Here is a 14,828-nt window from a genome sequence, read left to right on the forward strand (position 1 = left end):
CGCGCGGCGATGCGCGCCCGGCACGGCAAGGCACGCCCCGGCTCGGCGCGCATCGCGGGCGGCCCGCCGCCAGTTGCAGCCGGCGCGATCCGTCCGGCACGCGCCGGCGCGAGTCAACCGCTCGCACCTGCCCGGCGTTGTCCCCTGGAAGGATTCCGATCCAGCGAGGAGACACCCGATGCGATTGCCCATGGCGCGCTGCCTGGCCTGGCTGCTCTGTTGCGCGGCCACGGCCGCCCAGGCCCAACCACAGACCGTGCACTTCCCGTCGCTGGACGGTCCGCCGGCGACCTCGCTGAGCGCCTACCTGTTTCCCGCGCCCGGCGAGGGCCGCCACCCGGCGATGGTGTTCCTGCACGGCTGCGGCGGCCTCTACAACCGCGCGGGACGGATCGAATCGCGCGAGCGCGAATGGGCGCGGCGCCTGAACGACGCCGGCATCACGGTGCTGATGGTGGACAGCCTGGGTTCGCGCGATCACGGCGAGATGTGCGCGCCTGCGCATTTCGTGGCCGCGATCTACCGCGCGCGGGCCTATGACGCCTACGCGGCGCTGCGCTACCTGCAGGCGCTGCCCGAGGTGCGCGCCGACCGGGTCGGCGTGATGGGCTGGTCGCAAGGCGGCGGCACCCTGCTCAACACGATCCGCGCCACCAGCCCGGCGCGGCCCGCGAGCCTGCCCGACGGCGATTTCCGCGCGGCCGTGGCCTTCTATCCGGCCAGTTGCAACACCAGGCGGCAAGGCGGCAGCTGGGCCAGCCCGGTGCCGCTGCTGGCGCTGATCGGCGCGCGGGACGTGTGGACGCCGCTGGCGCCCTGCCAGGCGCTGATGAATTCGCTCGCCGAGGGCACCGAGGTCAGCCTGCAGGCCTACCCGAACGCCTATCACGACTTCGACTGGCCGGACATGCCGGTGCACGAGGTGCCGGCCTTCCGCACCCGCGACGGCGTGGTGCCGATCGAGGGCACCGACCCGGAAGCGCGCGCCGACGCGCAGCAGCGCGTGATGGCCTTCCTGACGGCGCGCCTGCTGGCGCCCTGAATCCCTGAATCCGGCGGCCGGCGCCGGGCAGGCGGGCACGCCAGGCGCCAGGCTCGCGCGCTGGGCTCAGCGCTTCTTGCGCGCGACCTCGACCAGGATCCGCTCCACCGCCTCCACGTAGCCGGCGGTGCCGAAGCGGCGCACCGCCGTCTCGAAGCCGTTGGCCACCAGCGCCTCGCGCCGCGCGCGATCGTGGCGCAGCGAGCCGAGCGCCGCGGACAACGACGGCGCATCGCCGGGCTCGCAAAGCAGGCCGTTGACGCCGTCGTCGATGATCTCGATCACGCCGCCGGCCCGCGCGGCCACCACCGGGCGCCGCGCCAGCATCCCCTCGACGATCACGCGCCCGAACGGCTCGGGCGTGATCGAGGTATGCGCGACCACGTCGACCGCCTTCATCCAGCTGGCGATATCGCGCTGGAAGCCGGCGAAGGTGACACGCTCGCCCAGCCCGCGCTGCGCCACCAGGTCCTGCAGTTCGGCCGCGTATTCGTCCTCGCCGAACAACGGCGCGCCGACCAGCACCACGTGCAGGTCCGGATCGCGCATCGCCGCGTCGAGCAGCAGGTGCTGCCCCTTCCAGCGCGCCAGGCGGCTGAACGAGCCGACGATCCAGGCCCGTTCCGGCAAGCCCAGCCGCGCGCGCAGGACCGCCTGCGGCAGCGCGTCGAGCGCCACGAAGGGCGCCGCGTCGATGCCGTTGAACACCACGTCGACCGATTCCTGCTCGCCGCCCGTGAGGGCCAGGTAGGCCTGCGCGGAGGCATTCGAATTGGCGATCACGCGCGTGAGCCCGAGGCGCGCGCAGCGGCGGATCGCGAACAACTGCTTGGCGCCGAAATGCTCGCGGCTGACGATGTCGCGCAGGTGCCAGACCACCGGCTTGCGCGCGATGCGCCCGGCCAGCGCGCCGACCACCATGGCGCGCTGCGTATTGGCATAGATCACGTCGACCTCGCGCGCGCGGCGCACCACCTCGCGCACCAGCGAGAGCAGGCCGCCCACCGCGCGCAGCGAGGCGCCGCCCTGCTTGCGCACGCCGTCGAGCCCGCGCGACTTCAGCACCTCGACCTCGACGCCGGCCTCGGCCAGCGCGGCCTGGAACGGGCCGTCGTCGAACAGCAGCACGCTGGCGCTGCCGCGCCAGTGCGTGACGAATTCGAGCAGGGACAGCTCGGCGCCGCCGAGCACGCCGCTCTGGTCCAGCACCAGCGCGCGCACCTGGCTGGCCGCCGCGGTGCCCGCCTCGCGGGCGCCGGCCCGCGCGCGGGCCTGGGCGTCCGGCAGCAGGCTCTCGATCTGCTCGACCAGGCGGCGCCGGAAATGCTGGGTCGCGAAACGTTCGGCATTGGCGCGGCAGACCTCGGGCCGGAACCGCGCGGGATCGGCCTCGAAGGCATCCACCGCGGCCACGATCGCCGGCACGCTCTGCTCCTCGAAGAACAGGCCGGTGGGCGTGGCGTCGACGGCGCCGTCGCGCACCGTCTCGAGCGCGCCGCCCTTGCCGTAGGCGATCACCGGCGTGCCGCAGGCCTGCGCCTCGACCACCGAGATGCCGAAATCCTCCTCGGCCGCGAACACGAAGGCCTTGGCGCGCCGCATGTGGTCCTGCAGCACCGAGAACGGCTGGTAGCCCAGCACCTCGACGTTCGGGCCGGCCTTGGCGCGCACCTTGGCCATGTCGGGGCCGTCGCCGATCACCACCAGGCGGCGCCCCGGCATGCGCGAGAAGGCCTCGGCGATCAGGTCGATCTTCTTGTACGGCACCATCCGCGAGGCCGTCACGTAGAAGTCCTCCTTGTCGGTCGACAGCGCGAAGCCGTCGACGTCGACCGGCGGGAACACCACCGCCGCGTCGCGCTGGTAGACCTTGCGGATGCGCCGCGCGATGAAGGCCGAATTGGCGATGAAGCCGTCGACCGAGTTCGAGGTGCGGATGTCCCAGTTGCGGATGTAGTGCAGGATCAGCCGCGCCATCATCGACTTCGGCCCGCGCGTGAGCTGCGACTGCTCCAGGTACTGGTGCTGCAGGTCCCAGGCATAGCGGATCGGCGAATGCACGTAGCTGACGTGGATCTGGTCCGGCCCGGTCAGCACGCCCTTGGCCACCGCGTGGCTGCTGGAGATCACCAGGTCGTAGGCGGATACATCGAGCTGCTCGATCGCCAGCGGCATCAGCGGCAGGTAGCTGCGGTACTTGGTGCGCGCGAACGGCAGCTTCTGGATGAAGGAGGTGGTGACCGGCCGGCCGTGCAGGAAGCCGCGGTCGTCGAGGAAGTCGACCAGGCTGAACAGGTCCGCGTCGGGGAAGCAGGCGATGATCTGCTCCAGCACGCGCTCGGCGCCGGCATAGGTGACCAGCCAGTCGTGGATGATGGCCACGCGCAGCGGCCGGCCCGCGGGCTTGCCGAATTGCCGGCCGGCGGCGGCCGCGGCCGGTTGGAGCTGGCGCGCGAAGGAAGCCGCCGAGCGTTCTACGAGTTCGCCTTTCATACGCTTTTCCCGGGAATCAGTCGCCCGATCGCACCGCGCGCGAGCGCGCGCAGGCCGGGCGTCGTCAAGAGCGACCACGCCATGTTCAGCGCGGCCACGAGTGCGCAGAGCGCGATGGCTTCCAGCAGCGTCGGGCCGGTCCAGGCCAGCGCCAGGCTGGCGAGCAGGAAGGCCAGGTGGGCCGCCATGTCGAGCAGGATCGGGCGGCGCCGCACCGAGGACAGCATCAGCAGCACGCCGTAGTCGACCAGCGCGCGCGCGGCCACCACCACCGCCGCGCCGATCAGGCCAAAGTGCGCGACGCCGAACCACAGCGCCGCCACGAAGAACGGCAGCTGGATCACGCCGGCCAGCCCGGCGCGCGCCGGATTGACCTGCGACTGGATCAGGATCCGCACCACGCTGGCCTGGCCGACCAGCCAGATGCCGATCACCAGCACCCGGCCCACCGGCGCGGACTGCAGCGCCAGCTCGGGGCCCACCCACAGGTCGAGGAAGGGCTGCAGCGCGAAGATCGCCACGATCATGATCGGCGTGAACACGCCGTTGAGGAATTCCAGCGACTGGCGCACCAGCTTGTCGGCATGGTCGCGATCGATCGCCGACAGGCGCGGGAACAGCGTGCGCACCACCGCGTTGGGCAGCATGTTCAGGCGCGTGACGAGGTTCTGCGGCACCGTGTAGTAGGTCACGTAGCGCGCGCCGAGATGGGCGCCGAGCAGCACCCGGTCGAGCGAATCGGCCACCATGCTGGCGGTGCTGGCGATCAGCATCCAGCCGCCGAAGGTGAACAGTTCCTTCGCGGTCTGCCAGCGCGGCGGCGCCACGCGCCGGATGTTCAGCACGCGCAGGCTGGCGCGGCCCAGCAGCAGCGCCGCCACGAGGCGCGCCAGCACCGCGGCGGCCAGCACCGACTGCAGGTTCGGCGCGATCAGCCAGGCCGCGCCGAGCGGCAGCAACTGGAACAGGAAGGTGCCGAAGGTCTGGTTGGCGTTGTAGATGCCGAAGCGCTCGGCGCCGTTGATCGCGCCCGAGAACACCCAGGACACGTTGGCGATCGGGATCGCGCAGGCCAGCCACGGCAGCGCCTGGTAGACCTCGTGCTGCAGCGCCGGCGACACCTTGGTGAAGTAGGCCGTGTAGATGAAGGCGCCGAAATAGATCAGCAGGCCGCCCACGATGCCGGTGCCGAGATTGAGCCAGCAGGCGCTCCAGAACACCCGCTCGCATTGCTCGGGGTCGCCGCTGGCGAGCGCCTTGGAGATCTGGTTCTGGGCGGCCATGCTCATGCCCAGGTCGAGGATCCCGAAATAGCCGATCAGCGTCCACACCAGGCTCACCACGCCGTAGCGATCGACGCCGAGCGTGTGGATGTAGGCCGGCACCGTCACCAGCGACACGAAGGTCGGCAGGATCAGCCCGACGAAGTTCACCGCGACGTTCCTCAGCATGCGCTTATCCATGCCGTCGCCCCGGCAGGTCCCGCCCGACTTGCTCGACTTGCTCGACTTGCTCGACTTGCTCGACTTGCTCGACTTGCTCGATCGCCATCATTGCCTCGTGTTCCTCCCTCATCGCGGCGTCCACCGATACATCATCACCTTGCCGCGCGCGTCTTCCTCCACGAAGACCAGGTACTCGCCGTTGTCGCGGCGATGCGCGCTGATCCCGAACGGCACGTCGACCCAGCCCGAGGCGCGCCCCACTTCCGGCCCCGGCTTGATCACGCCGAGCTCGCGGCCGTTGTCCTTGTCGTAGACGTGCACGATGCCGACCGGCTCGACGCCGAACAGGTAGCGGCCTTCCACGGTCAGGCCGATCAGGTTCAGGATCGGCTTGGCGTCGGGCGCCCAGGGCAGCTCGACCTGGTAGCGCTTGACCGGCGTGCCGCTCGACCACTTGTCGTAGCGCACCAGCACGCGCCCCACCTCCTTGTTGATGCCGGGCTTGGGTGCGGCATCGGCGGTGTAGCCGGTCACGTAGAGCGTGTCGCCGGCCGGGTCGTAGATCGCGCGGCGCAGCTCGGTGAAGGGCTCGGGCACCGGGTAGGCGCTGAGCTTGTCGTAGGAGTAGATCGGGTTGCCGACCTTGTCGAGGCCGCCGTAGCGGAAGCGGAAGATGCCGCGCTTGTCGCTGGCGCGCCAGATGTCGCCGTTGGTATCGACCCACCAGCCCCAGCCGCCGGGCTTGGCTTTGCCGCTGGTGTTCAGCGTGAATTCGCCGTCCTCGAAATGGCCGTTGCCGTTCAGGTCGCGCCAGATCCAGTCGCCGCCCGGCGGCCGGTTCGGGATCTTGTCGACGCCGCGCGCGCGGCCCGCGAACAAGCCCGAGGGAATCGCCGTCTCGCCGTCGCGCTTCGCGTCGAAGCGGTAGATCTTCAGGTGATCGGCGTACATGTCGGTCAGGTACAGGAAGGTGTGACCGTCCAGGCGTCGCGCGGTCGGCAGGCCCGGCCACTGGTCGGTGTTGAAGACCGGATCGTCGGGGTACTTGAAGCGGTTCGACAGGAAACCCGCGTATTTCCATTCGTGCCCGGCGGGCTTCGAGAAATCGAGCTCGAAGCGCTTGTTGCCGGTATAGACGCTGTTCGGGCGCGCCGGATCGATGCTCGCGCCGTCGACGAACAGCAGGCCGTCGACCTGCCAGCGCAGCTTGCCGCCGCCGTCGTAGCTGGCCAGCGTGGCGCCGAGCCCGGCGCCGATGGTTCCCTGCTTGGGGCCGATGCCGTTCATCGACACATAGATGTTGCCGTCGCGATCGGCGCCGACGCCGGTCAGGCCGTTGAAGCGGCCCGGGCCGGGACGGCCCGCCACGCCGGAGAAGATTCCGCCGCGCTCGCCCAGCGGCGTGGCCGGCACGTATTTGTCGCCCTGCTTCGCGTAGATCAGGATCTGCTGGCGCGGGCCGTTGTCGGCCACCAGCACGCGCGATTTCGCGTCGACGGCCACGTCCACCGCCTCGCTGTCGGCCGGCAGGGCCGGCGCGTCGTCGATCGGGCGGCCGTCGGCGCGCACGTGCAGCAGCTTCGCCGGGCCCGTCAGCGTCTTGGAGAGCAGCCACAGCGTGCCGTCGGCTGCCAGCGCGATGCGGCCCGGCTCGGGCGCGCTGAACGAGGACAGCTTGTCCATCGTCTCGGCGTCGTAGACATCCACGCTGTCGTGATTCGGATCGGTGGCGTAGAGCCGCTTCATCGAGGCCGCCAGGCCGCCCACCTCGTCGCGCGTGCCGGTCGGCACGTCGTTGACCTTCAGGAAACTGGCCGCCATCTTCGCGCGCGAGTCGCCCGCGGTGGCCGCGCGGAACGGCGCGGGCTGGCGCATGTCGCCGATCGCGCGGCGCGAGATGCCCCACCACTGGCGCCCCTTCTCCGGCCAGATGCCGGGGCTCACCAGCCGCCCCTTCTCGTTGCCCACGCCGATCGCCACATAGGCATAGCGATCGTTGACGGCGATCGCGCTGCCGCCGGCATTGCCCCAGCCATGCGTGCCGCCCGCGAAGCCGAGCATCTTGCCGTCCTCGTAGACGCTGGCCTCGGCGCCGCTCTCGTCCCAGGGCGCGTTCGTATAGACCTTGCCTTGCGGCGTCACGGCGATCGCGCGGATATCGATCTGCGTCCAGCTGCCGTCGCCGTAACCATGGGTATTGCCGATCCACGAGGTGGTGGCATCGAGCACGGTTTCGGCCGGCGCGCGGCCGGGCAGGCAGACGAAGGAAATCAGGACGGCGAGGACGATCAGTAGCGGACGTCGCAATGCGGCTCTCCGGAATGGGCTGGCGGGCGATGATGAACGGCGCTTCCGTGCCCGCGGGGAGGTGGTGGCGCGAATCAGGTGAAATGCCCGGCGCGGCACCTGCCGAGCACCGCCATGCACCTCGATGCGGCACCGCGTCAGGCCTGCCCGCAGGTACGGTGCGACGCAGGTTACAAGCGAAAATAATCACAAGAAAATCCGAATAATTTCCGCGGCGCCGTAAATGTTTCAATCTCTCATTGGTCGCGGCGGGATTCGGTATTTACGAGTCGAGTTCGATGCGGCGCGGCAAGATCGACCGAGCATTCGTGCATCGCGTCGTAACATGTACCGGGCACGCGGCCCGCTGTACCCGGGGGTTCGGGAGGCGCGCCGCTGTTTTATTCAGCAGTGCCGGATGATGCAGGGATCCATTCCACGAAAAAATCGTTCAGCCATCCGTAATGGCTCGCTGGATTTTTTGCCGATTTCTTTTCCCTAGAATTCGGCTCGAATCGACCCGCAAACTTTTACCGACGGAAAGCTTGCGCGTTTCGGCGCTCCGGCCGCGGCACGCGGCACATGGAGAGGCCGGCGCGGGCGCCGTCGGGCTCGCCCTTCCGGACACGATGACGATCGACACTCCCGCTTCCGCGCCCTCGCCCCATTCCGGCCGTATCGTCCAGCTCGACGGCCTGCGCGCCATCGCCGTGATGGCCGTGTTCCTGCAGCATGCGCTCAAGGCGCCGCTCTGGATGGGCGTGGACCTGTTCTTCGTGCTGAGCGGCCTGCTGATCACCGGCATCCTGCTCGACCGCAAGGCGCGCGGGCTGCCGCTGTTCCGCCATTTCTACGTGCGCCGCGCGCGCCGCATCCTGCCGCCCTACGCGCTGCTGCTGGTGGTCTCCACCCTGTTGTTCGGCGCCGGCTGGCTCGCGCACTGGCCCTGGTACGCGTTCTTCTCGACCAATATCGGCTTGTCGCTCGGCAGCATCGGCCACGAGAGCCTCAACGTGCTGTGGTCGCTGGCCGTGGAGGAGCAGTTCTACATCTTCTGGCCCTTCGTGGTGCTGCTGTGTCCCGAGCGGGCGCTGGCCTGGGTGGCCGCCGCCCTGGTGGTCGCGGCGCCGCTGCTGCGCGCGATCGCCACGCCCTGGTTCGATTCGTTCTGGCCGATCTACTACCTCACGCCGTTCCGCATGGACCTGCTGGCGGCCGGCGCGCTGCTGGCCGTGCTGCTGCGCCGCGACCGCCGCGCGCTCGAGCCCTATACCGGCCTGGCGGTGGCCGGCGCCTGCATCGCGCTGGCGCTGCTGGCCTGGCTGCATCTGTCCAACCCGCGTTTTCGCGCCGCCAATACGCCGCTCTCGAATGCCGCGCTCTACAGCATCTCGCTGCTGCTGTGCACCTCGATCGTGGTGATCGCGCTGCGCGGCCGCGGCCTGGTGCAGCGCGTGCTGACACATCCGGTGCTGGTCTATGTGGGCACCATCAGCTACACGGTCTACCTGGTCCACCTCAGCGTGCTCTATGCGCTCTGGCCCTGGCACCTGAACCGCTACCTGACGGCCGTGCTCGCGCTGGCGATCACGCTCGCCTACGCCAGCTTCACCTGGTTCGCGTTCGAACGGCGGCTCACGCGCGGCCCCGCGCGACCGGTGATCGTCGCGACGCCGCGCCCGACCGCCTGACTCCCTTCACTCGTTCATTCCGGAAACATTCATGAGCCAAGCACGTACCGCCATCGTCACGGGTATTACCGGCCAGGACGGCGCCTATCTGACGAAACTGCTGCTCGACAAGGGCTATCGCGTGACCGGCACCTATCGGCGCACCAGCTCCACCAACTTCTGGCGCATCGCCGAACTCGGGGTCGAGCAGCACCCGAACCTGAACCTGGTCGAGCACGACCTGACCGATCTCGGTTCCTGCCTGCGCCTGCTCGAACGCACGCGCCCGGACGAGCTGTACAACCTGGCCGCGCAGAGCTTCGTCGGCGTGTCCTTCGACCAGCCGATCACCACCGCCGAGGTCACCGGCATCGGCGCGCTGAACCTGCTCGAGGCGATCCGCATCGTCAGCCCGAAGACGCGCTTCTACCAGGCCTCGACCTCGGAAATGTTCGGCAAGGTGCAGGCGATCCCGCAGGTCGAGTCGACGCCCTTCTATCCGCGCAGCCCCTATGGCGTGGCCAAGCTCTACGCGCACTGGATGACGGTCAACTACCGCGAGTCCTATGGCCTGTTCGGCTCCAGCGGCATCCTGTTCAACCACGAATCGCCGCTGCGCGGCCGCGAATTCGTCACGCGCAAGATCACCGACACGGTCGCCAAGATCAAGCTCGGCAAGGCGCCCCGCCTCGAGCTCGGCAATCTCGACGCGAAACGCGACTGGGGCTTCGCCCAGGAATACGTGGAAGGCATGTGGCGCATGCTGCAGGCCGACGAGCCCGATACCTTCGTGCTGGCCACCAATCGCACCGAGACGGTTCGCGACTTCGTGCGAATGGCCTTCGCCGCCGCCGGCTACCAGCTCGAATGGACCGGCAAGGACGAGCAGGAACGCGGGCTGGATGCCGCCACCGGCAAGGTGCTGGTGCAGATCAATCCGCGCTTCTACCGGCCGGCCGAGGTGGACCTGCTGATCGGCTGCGCCGACAAGGCGAAGGAGAAGCTGGGCTGGCAGCCGCAGACGACGCTCGAGCAGTTGTGCCATATGATGGTGGAGGCCGACATCACGCGTAACCAACACCATGACACCTTCTGATTCAGCCGGCCGCCGCCGCGCGCTCGTCACCGGCCTGGCCGGCTTCACCGGCCGCTACGTGGCCGAGGCGCTGGAGGCGGCCGGCTACGAGGTCTGGGGCACGGTCTCGCCCGAAGCCGCACCGCCGGCCGATCCCGCGCTGGCGCATGCGAGGCTGCTGCAGGCCGACCTGCTCGATCCCGACGCGCTGCGCGAGGCGGTGGCCGAGGCGCGGCCCGACGCGGTGATCCATCTCGCCGCGCTGGCGCACGTGGCCGACAACGACCCGAGCGATCTTTACCTGGTCAACGTGGTCGGCACGCGCAACCTGCTGGCCGCGCTCGATACGCTCGACGCCAGGCCGCGCTGCGTGCTGCTGGCGAGCAGCGCGAACATCTACGGCAACGCGCGCGTCGAATCGATCGACGAGAGCGTGCCGCCCGATCCCGCCAACGACTACGCCGTCAGCAAGCTGGCGATGGAATACGCGGCGCGGCTTTGGTCGGAACGACTGCCGATCGTGATCGCGCGGCCCTTCAACTACACCGGCGTGGGCCAGCGCGAGAACTTCCTGCTGCCCAAGCTGGTGGCCCATTACGCGAGCCATGCGCCGCGCATCTCGCTCGGCAATCTCGACGTCAGCCGCGATTTCTCCGACGTGCGCGACGTGGCCGCCGCCTATGTGCGGCTGGTCGAGGCCGCGCCGATCGGCGAGACCTTCAATGTCTGCTCGGAACGCGCCTGTTCGCTCAAGGAAGTGCTGGCGATGCTGGCGCGCATCGCCGGCTACGTGATCGACGTGACGGTGGATCCGCGCTTCGTGCGCGGCAACGAGGTGAAGATCCTGAAGGGTTCGCGCGCGAAGCTGCGCGAGCGCATCGGCGAGCTGCCGGTCACGCCGCTGGAGGAAACGCTGCGCTGGATGATGGAGGCGGCGCGCGCCGCCGAGGGCGCGGCCTCGGCCTGACCCGCGGCCAGGCGAGACCATGAGAAACGGGGCCGGGCTTACGCGCCGGCCCCGCTCGATTCGATCACGCCCGGTTCGCTCAGCTATCCAGCCCGCGCGCCAGGTCGCGACGCAGGTCCTCGGCGCTCTCCAGCCCGACCGCGAGCCGGATCAGGCCTTCGGAAATCCCCGCCGCCGCGCGCGCCTCGGGCGTGATGCGCGAGTGCGTGGTGGTGGCCGGGTGGGTGATGGTGGTGCGCGTATCGCCCAGATTGGCCGTGATCGACACCACGCGGGTATGGTCGATCACGCGCCAGGCATTGGCGCGCTGCGCCTCGGGCGTGTCGCCCTTGAGCTCGAACGACACCACCGCCCCGCCCGCCTTCTGCTGGCGCTTGGCGATCTCATGCTGCGGATGCGACGCCAGCCCGGGGTAGAACACGCGCTTGACGGCCGGATGCTGCTCCAGCCAGCGCGCGATCTCCAGCGCGTTCGCCGATTGCCGCTCGACGCGCAGCGACAGCGTTTCCATGCCCTTGAGCAGCACCCAGGCGTTGAAGGCCGACAGCGTCGGCCCGGCGCTGCGCACGAACGGGAACACCTTGCCCGTGATGAATTCCTTCGAGCCCACCAGCGCGCCGCCCAGCACGCGGCCCTGGCCGTCGAGGAACTTGGTGGCCGAGTGCATCACCACGTCGGCGCCGAGCTTGAGCGGCTGCTGCAGCGCCGGGCTGCAGAAACAGTTGTCGACCACGAACAGCGCCTTCGCCTCCTTGGCGACGGTCGCGATCGCGGCGATGTCGGCCAGCTCGGTGAGCGGGTTCGAGGGCGTCTCGAGGAAGAACATCTTGGTTTCGGGACGCACCGCCTCGCGCCAGGCGTTCAGGTCGGTCGGATCGACGAAGGTGGTCGTGATGCCGAACTTGCTGAAGATCTGCGAGAACATGCCCAGCGTCGAACCGAACAGGCTGCGCGAGCTGACCAGGTGGTCGCCCGCCTGCAGCGCCGACATCACCACCGACATGATCGCCGCCATCCCCGAAGCCGTCGCGATGCAGGCCTCGCCGCCTTCCAGCGCCGCCAGGCGATCCTGGAACATCGTCACGGTGGGGTTAGTGAAGCGCGAATACGTGTAGTTGTCCTCGGAGTTCGCGAAGCGCGTGGCGGCGTCCTGGGCGCTCGTGAAGCAGAAGCTGGAGGTCAGGAACAGCGCTTCCGAATGTTCGTTGTATTCGCTGCGCAGCGTGCCCGCGCGCACCGCGAGGGTTTCGAGGCTGAGAGAGTCGTCCATGTCTGGTTTATCCGGGTTCCTGCGCGCCGCGTCAGGGGCGCGCCACTGAAGGCCGAAAGGCCAACGAAAAAGCCCGCGACGCGTCGGCATCAGCGGGCTTCAGTGCGGTACCACAGCCTGGACTCCAGCCGGCGGTGCCGGCCTTCGCTTTAGCTGTTTCGGGGCGATTGCCCCGCGTCCGCAAGCTGAATCAAATCGACGCAAGGCGCATCGTAACACGCGAGCGCGAAACGATGCGCGCCGGCGCTCATTCGACCGACAGCTGCAGGTTCATCTGCGAGCGCGAGGACTCGCCGTTCTGGTCCCGGTCGAGCTGCGAGGCGGGCGCCAGGCGCGCGCGCTCCAGCGAATCGAGGTACTCGGCGCTGACGTTGCCGGTGATGTAGTTGCCGTCGAAGCAGGACGCCTCGAAGTTGTGGATCTCCGGGTTGATGTCGCGCACCGCGCGGCGCAGGTCGTCGACGTCCTGGTAGATCAGGTAGTCGGCGCCGATGATCTTGGCGACCTCTTCGTCCGAGCGGCCGTGCGCGACCAGCTCGTTGCGCGTCGGCATGTCGATGCCGTAGACGTTCGGGAACTTCACCGGCGGCGCGGCCGAGGCGAAGATCACCGTCTTCGCGCCGGCATCGCGCGCCATCTGGACGATCTCGTGCGAGGTGGTGCCGCGCACGATGGAGTCGTCGACGATCAGCACGTTCTTGTCCTTGAACTCGATGCTCATGGCATTGAGCTTCTGGCGCACCGACTTCTTGCGCACCGCCTGGCCCGGCATGATGAAGGTGCGGCCGACGTAGCGGTTCTTGAAGAAGCCCTCGCGATACTCCACGCCGAGCTTGTTGGCCACCTGCATGGCGGCCGGGCGCGAGGAATCGGGAATCGGCATCACCACGTCGATCTTGACGTCCTTCAGCTCGCGCTTGATCTTCTCGGCGAGGTAGTCGCCCATGCGCAGGCGCACGTTGTAGACCGGCACGCCGTCGAGGCAGGAATCGGGACGCGCGAGATAGACCCACTCGAACATGCAGGGGTTCAGGCTCGGGTTCTCGGCGCACTGCTGGCTGTGGAAGCTGCCGTCCTGGCCGATGAAGATCGCCTCGCCGGGCGCCACGTCGCGCACGAACTCGAAGCCGATGCCTTCCACCGCCACCGACTCGGAAGCCAGCATCCATTCGACGCCCTGCTCGGTTTCCTGCTTGCCGATGCACAGCGGGCGGATGCCGAACGGGTCGCGGAAGGCGACCATGCCGTAGCCGGCGATCTGCGAGACGATCGCGTACGAACCCTGGGCGCGGCGATGCACGCCCGAGACGGCCTTGAACACCGCGGACGGGTCGAGCTCGAGGCCGGTGGTGGCGAGCTGCAGCTCGTGCGCGAACACGTTGAGCAGCACTTCGCTGTCGGAGTTGGTGTTGATATGGCGGCGGTCGATCCGGAACATCTCGTCCTTGAGCTGTTCCATGTTCGTCAGGTTGCCGTTGTGCGCGAGCACGATGCCGAACGGCGCGTTGACGTAGAACGGCTGCGCCTCGGCCTCGCTCGAGGCCGAGCCGGCCGTCGGGTAGCGCACCTGGCCGATGCCCGCGGTACCCGGCAGGCTGCGCATGTTGCGGGTGCGAAACACGTCGCGCACCATGCCGTTGGCCTTGTACATGTGGAAATTGCTGCCGTCCGCGGTCACGATGCCGGCTGCGTCCTGGCCGCGATGCTGCAGCAGCAGCAGGCTGTCATAGATGAGCTGGTTGACCGGGGAGTGAGAGATAAAACCTACGATGCCGCACATGGCATGGTCCTTCAAGGATACAAAAACGGTTTCGGCCGCTGCGCAATCAGATGTGGATATACGCAGCCAGCCCGTCGGGCAGGAACGGCTTCAGATCGCGCACGCCCTGCTCGGCGAAGGGACGCAACAGCCCGTTGCGCCAGAAATCCTGTTTCGGCAGTTCGGTCAGCCCGGCCGCGGCCACCAGCAGCAAGACCAGCAGCACGCCGCGCAGCAGCCCGAACAGCAGCCCCAGCGAGCGATCCACGCCGCCCAGGCCGGTGGCCTGCGCCAGGCGCGACAGCAGCGCATTGGCCACGCCGGCGACCAGCACCACGCCGATCACGATCCCCCCGAAGGCGATCACCCACTGGGTCAGCGCCCCGCCCGGCCAGGTGGACGGAATATAGGGCAGCACGACGCCGACATAACGGCAGGCCACGAAAAACGCCACCAGCCAGCCGATCAGCCCGAAGATCTCGGAGACGAAGCCGCGCCACGCGCCGCGCAGGGCCGACAGACCGATCACCGCCAGCACGGCGTAGTCGAACGCGGTCAGCATCGGCGCTTACTGGGTCAGGCCCGCGTCGCGCACCTTCGCGATCGCCGCCGAGGCGGCCGCGCGGTCGGCGAACGGGCCCGCACGCAGCAGTGTAGTCGCGCTGCCGTCGGCCTGCTTGCGATGTTCGACATATGCGGGCACCCCCGCCGCTTTCAACTTGTCCGCCCAGCCGCGCGCGGTGGCCTCGTCCGGGAACGAACCCAGCTGCACCGCGAAGCGCGCGCCGGCGGGCTGCGACGGCGAGGCGCAGCTGGGTTCG

Annotated in this window: 11 protein-coding genes; 4 read left to right on the forward strand and 7 right to left on the reverse strand. The window is 68.9% G+C overall.

Translation table 11 applies throughout. The features are described from left to right. The first annotated feature begins 178 nt into the window (after positions 1–178). On the forward strand, positions 179–1,042 hold the full coding sequence (locus F3J10_RS29640; RefSeq protein ID WP_167243597.1) for a dienelactone hydrolase family protein: 864 nt from the start codon (positions 179–181) through the stop codon (positions 1,040–1,042). A gap of 66 nt (positions 1,043–1,108) precedes the next feature. On the opposite strand, the gene F3J10_RS29645 is transcribed toward F3J10_RS29640, so the two are convergent. The 3 genes from F3J10_RS29645 to F3J10_RS29655 form a co-directional block, all read right to left on the reverse strand. Beyond that, complete coding sequence (locus F3J10_RS29645) at positions 1,109–3,535, reverse strand: glycosyltransferase family 4 protein (protein ID WP_166915812.1); 2,427 nt, start codon at positions 3,533–3,535, stop codon at positions 1,109–1,111. Further along, positions 3,532–4,998, reverse strand: coding sequence for an oligosaccharide flippase family protein (locus F3J10_RS29650; RefSeq protein WP_025098883.1), 1,467 nt, complete (start codon positions 4,996–4,998; stop codon positions 3,532–3,534). Before F3J10_RS29650 ends, F3J10_RS29645 begins: the two co-directional genes overlap by 4 nt. Before the next feature lie 108 nt (positions 4,999–5,106). Beyond that, entirely contained in the window at positions 5,107–7,254 is a 2,148-nt protein-coding gene (locus tag F3J10_RS29655; RefSeq protein ID WP_205200541.1) for a hypothetical protein, read from the reverse strand. Between the two features lie 641 nt (positions 7,255–7,895). On the opposite strand from F3J10_RS29655, the gene F3J10_RS29660 reads away from it, so the two are divergent. The 3 genes from F3J10_RS29660 to F3J10_RS29670 are packed head-to-tail and all read left to right on the forward strand — an operon-like array spanning position 7,896 to position 10,978. Further along, positions 7,896–8,957: an acyltransferase gene (locus F3J10_RS29660; protein ID WP_167243599.1), complete on the forward strand. Its 1,062-nt coding sequence runs from the start codon at positions 7,896–7,898 to the stop codon at positions 8,955–8,957. 31 nt (positions 8,958–8,988) lie between these two features. Then, positions 8,989–10,032 carry a GDP-mannose 4,6-dehydratase gene (gene gmd / locus F3J10_RS29665; protein ID WP_167243600.1) on the forward strand — a complete coding sequence of 348 codons (1,044 nt, stop codon included), beginning with the start codon at positions 8,989–8,991 and terminating at the stop codon, positions 10,030–10,032. Next, positions 10,019–10,978: an NAD-dependent epimerase/dehydratase family protein gene (locus F3J10_RS29670; RefSeq protein ID WP_167243601.1), complete on the forward strand. Its 960-nt coding sequence runs from the start codon at positions 10,019–10,021 to the stop codon at positions 10,976–10,978. The genes gmd and F3J10_RS29670 overlap by 14 nt, the downstream gene beginning before the upstream one ends. 79 nt (positions 10,979–11,057) lie before the next feature. Here the strand turns inward: F3J10_RS29670 and F3J10_RS29675 are convergent, their stop codons facing one another. The 4 genes from F3J10_RS29675 to F3J10_RS29690 form a co-directional block, all read right to left on the reverse strand. Next, positions 11,058–12,248 (reverse strand): O-succinylhomoserine sulfhydrylase, encoded by a 1,191-nt coding sequence (locus F3J10_RS29675; protein WP_166915815.1) that lies wholly within the window; start codon positions 12,246–12,248, stop codon positions 11,058–11,060. Between the two features lie 247 nt (positions 12,249–12,495). After that, entirely contained in the window at positions 12,496–14,028 is a 1,533-nt protein-coding gene (gene purF / locus F3J10_RS29680; RefSeq protein ID WP_025098889.1) for an amidophosphoribosyltransferase, read from the reverse strand. A 46-nt stretch (positions 14,029–14,074) separates the two neighbouring features. Next, positions 14,075–14,569, reverse strand: a complete 495-nt coding sequence (locus tag F3J10_RS29685; RefSeq protein WP_167233761.1) for a CvpA family protein — start codon at positions 14,567–14,569, stop codon at positions 14,075–14,077. A 6-nt stretch (positions 14,570–14,575) separates the two neighbouring features. Then, positions 14,576–14,828 (reverse strand): SPOR domain-containing protein (locus F3J10_RS29690; RefSeq protein WP_205200539.1); only part of this gene is annotated, 253 nt, incomplete at its 5' end.

The organism is Burkholderia sp. Cy-637 (assembly GCF_011753175.1).
Lineage (GTDB): Bacteria > Pseudomonadota > Gammaproteobacteria > Burkholderiales > Burkholderiaceae > Burkholderia > Burkholderia gladioli.

Bases quoted from the DNA above. Each gene is read 5' to 3' on its own strand.
- F3J10_RS29640 (WP_167243597.1), top strand. From the start codon at position 179: ATGCGATTGCCCATGGCGCGCTGCCTGGCCTGGCTGCTCTGTTGCGCG.
- F3J10_RS29645 (WP_166915812.1), bottom strand. From the start codon at position 3,535: ATGAAAGGCGAACTCGTAGAACGCTCGGCGGCTTCCTTCGCGCGCCAG.
- F3J10_RS29650 (WP_025098883.1), bottom strand. From the start codon at position 4,998: ATGGATAAGCGCATGCTGAGGAACGTCGCGGTGAACTTCGTCGGGCTG.
- F3J10_RS29660 (WP_167243599.1), top strand. From the start codon at position 7,896: ATGACGATCGACACTCCCGCTTCCGCGCCCTCGCCCCATTCCGGCCGT.
- gmd (WP_167243600.1), top strand. From the start codon at position 8,989: ATGAGCCAAGCACGTACCGCCATCGTCACGGGTATTACCGGCCAGGAC.
- F3J10_RS29670 (WP_167243601.1), top strand. From the start codon at position 10,019: ATGACACCTTCTGATTCAGCCGGCCGCCGCCGCGCGCTCGTCACCGGC.
- F3J10_RS29675 (WP_166915815.1), bottom strand. From the start codon at position 12,248: ATGGACGACTCTCTCAGCCTCGAAACCCTCGCGGTGCGCGCGGGCACG.
- purF (WP_025098889.1), bottom strand. From the start codon at position 14,028: ATGTGCGGCATCGTAGGTTTTATCTCTCACTCCCCGGTCAACCAGCTC.
- F3J10_RS29685 (WP_167233761.1), bottom strand. From the start codon at position 14,569: ATGCTGACCGCGTTCGACTACGCCGTGCTGGCGGTGATCGGTCTGTCG.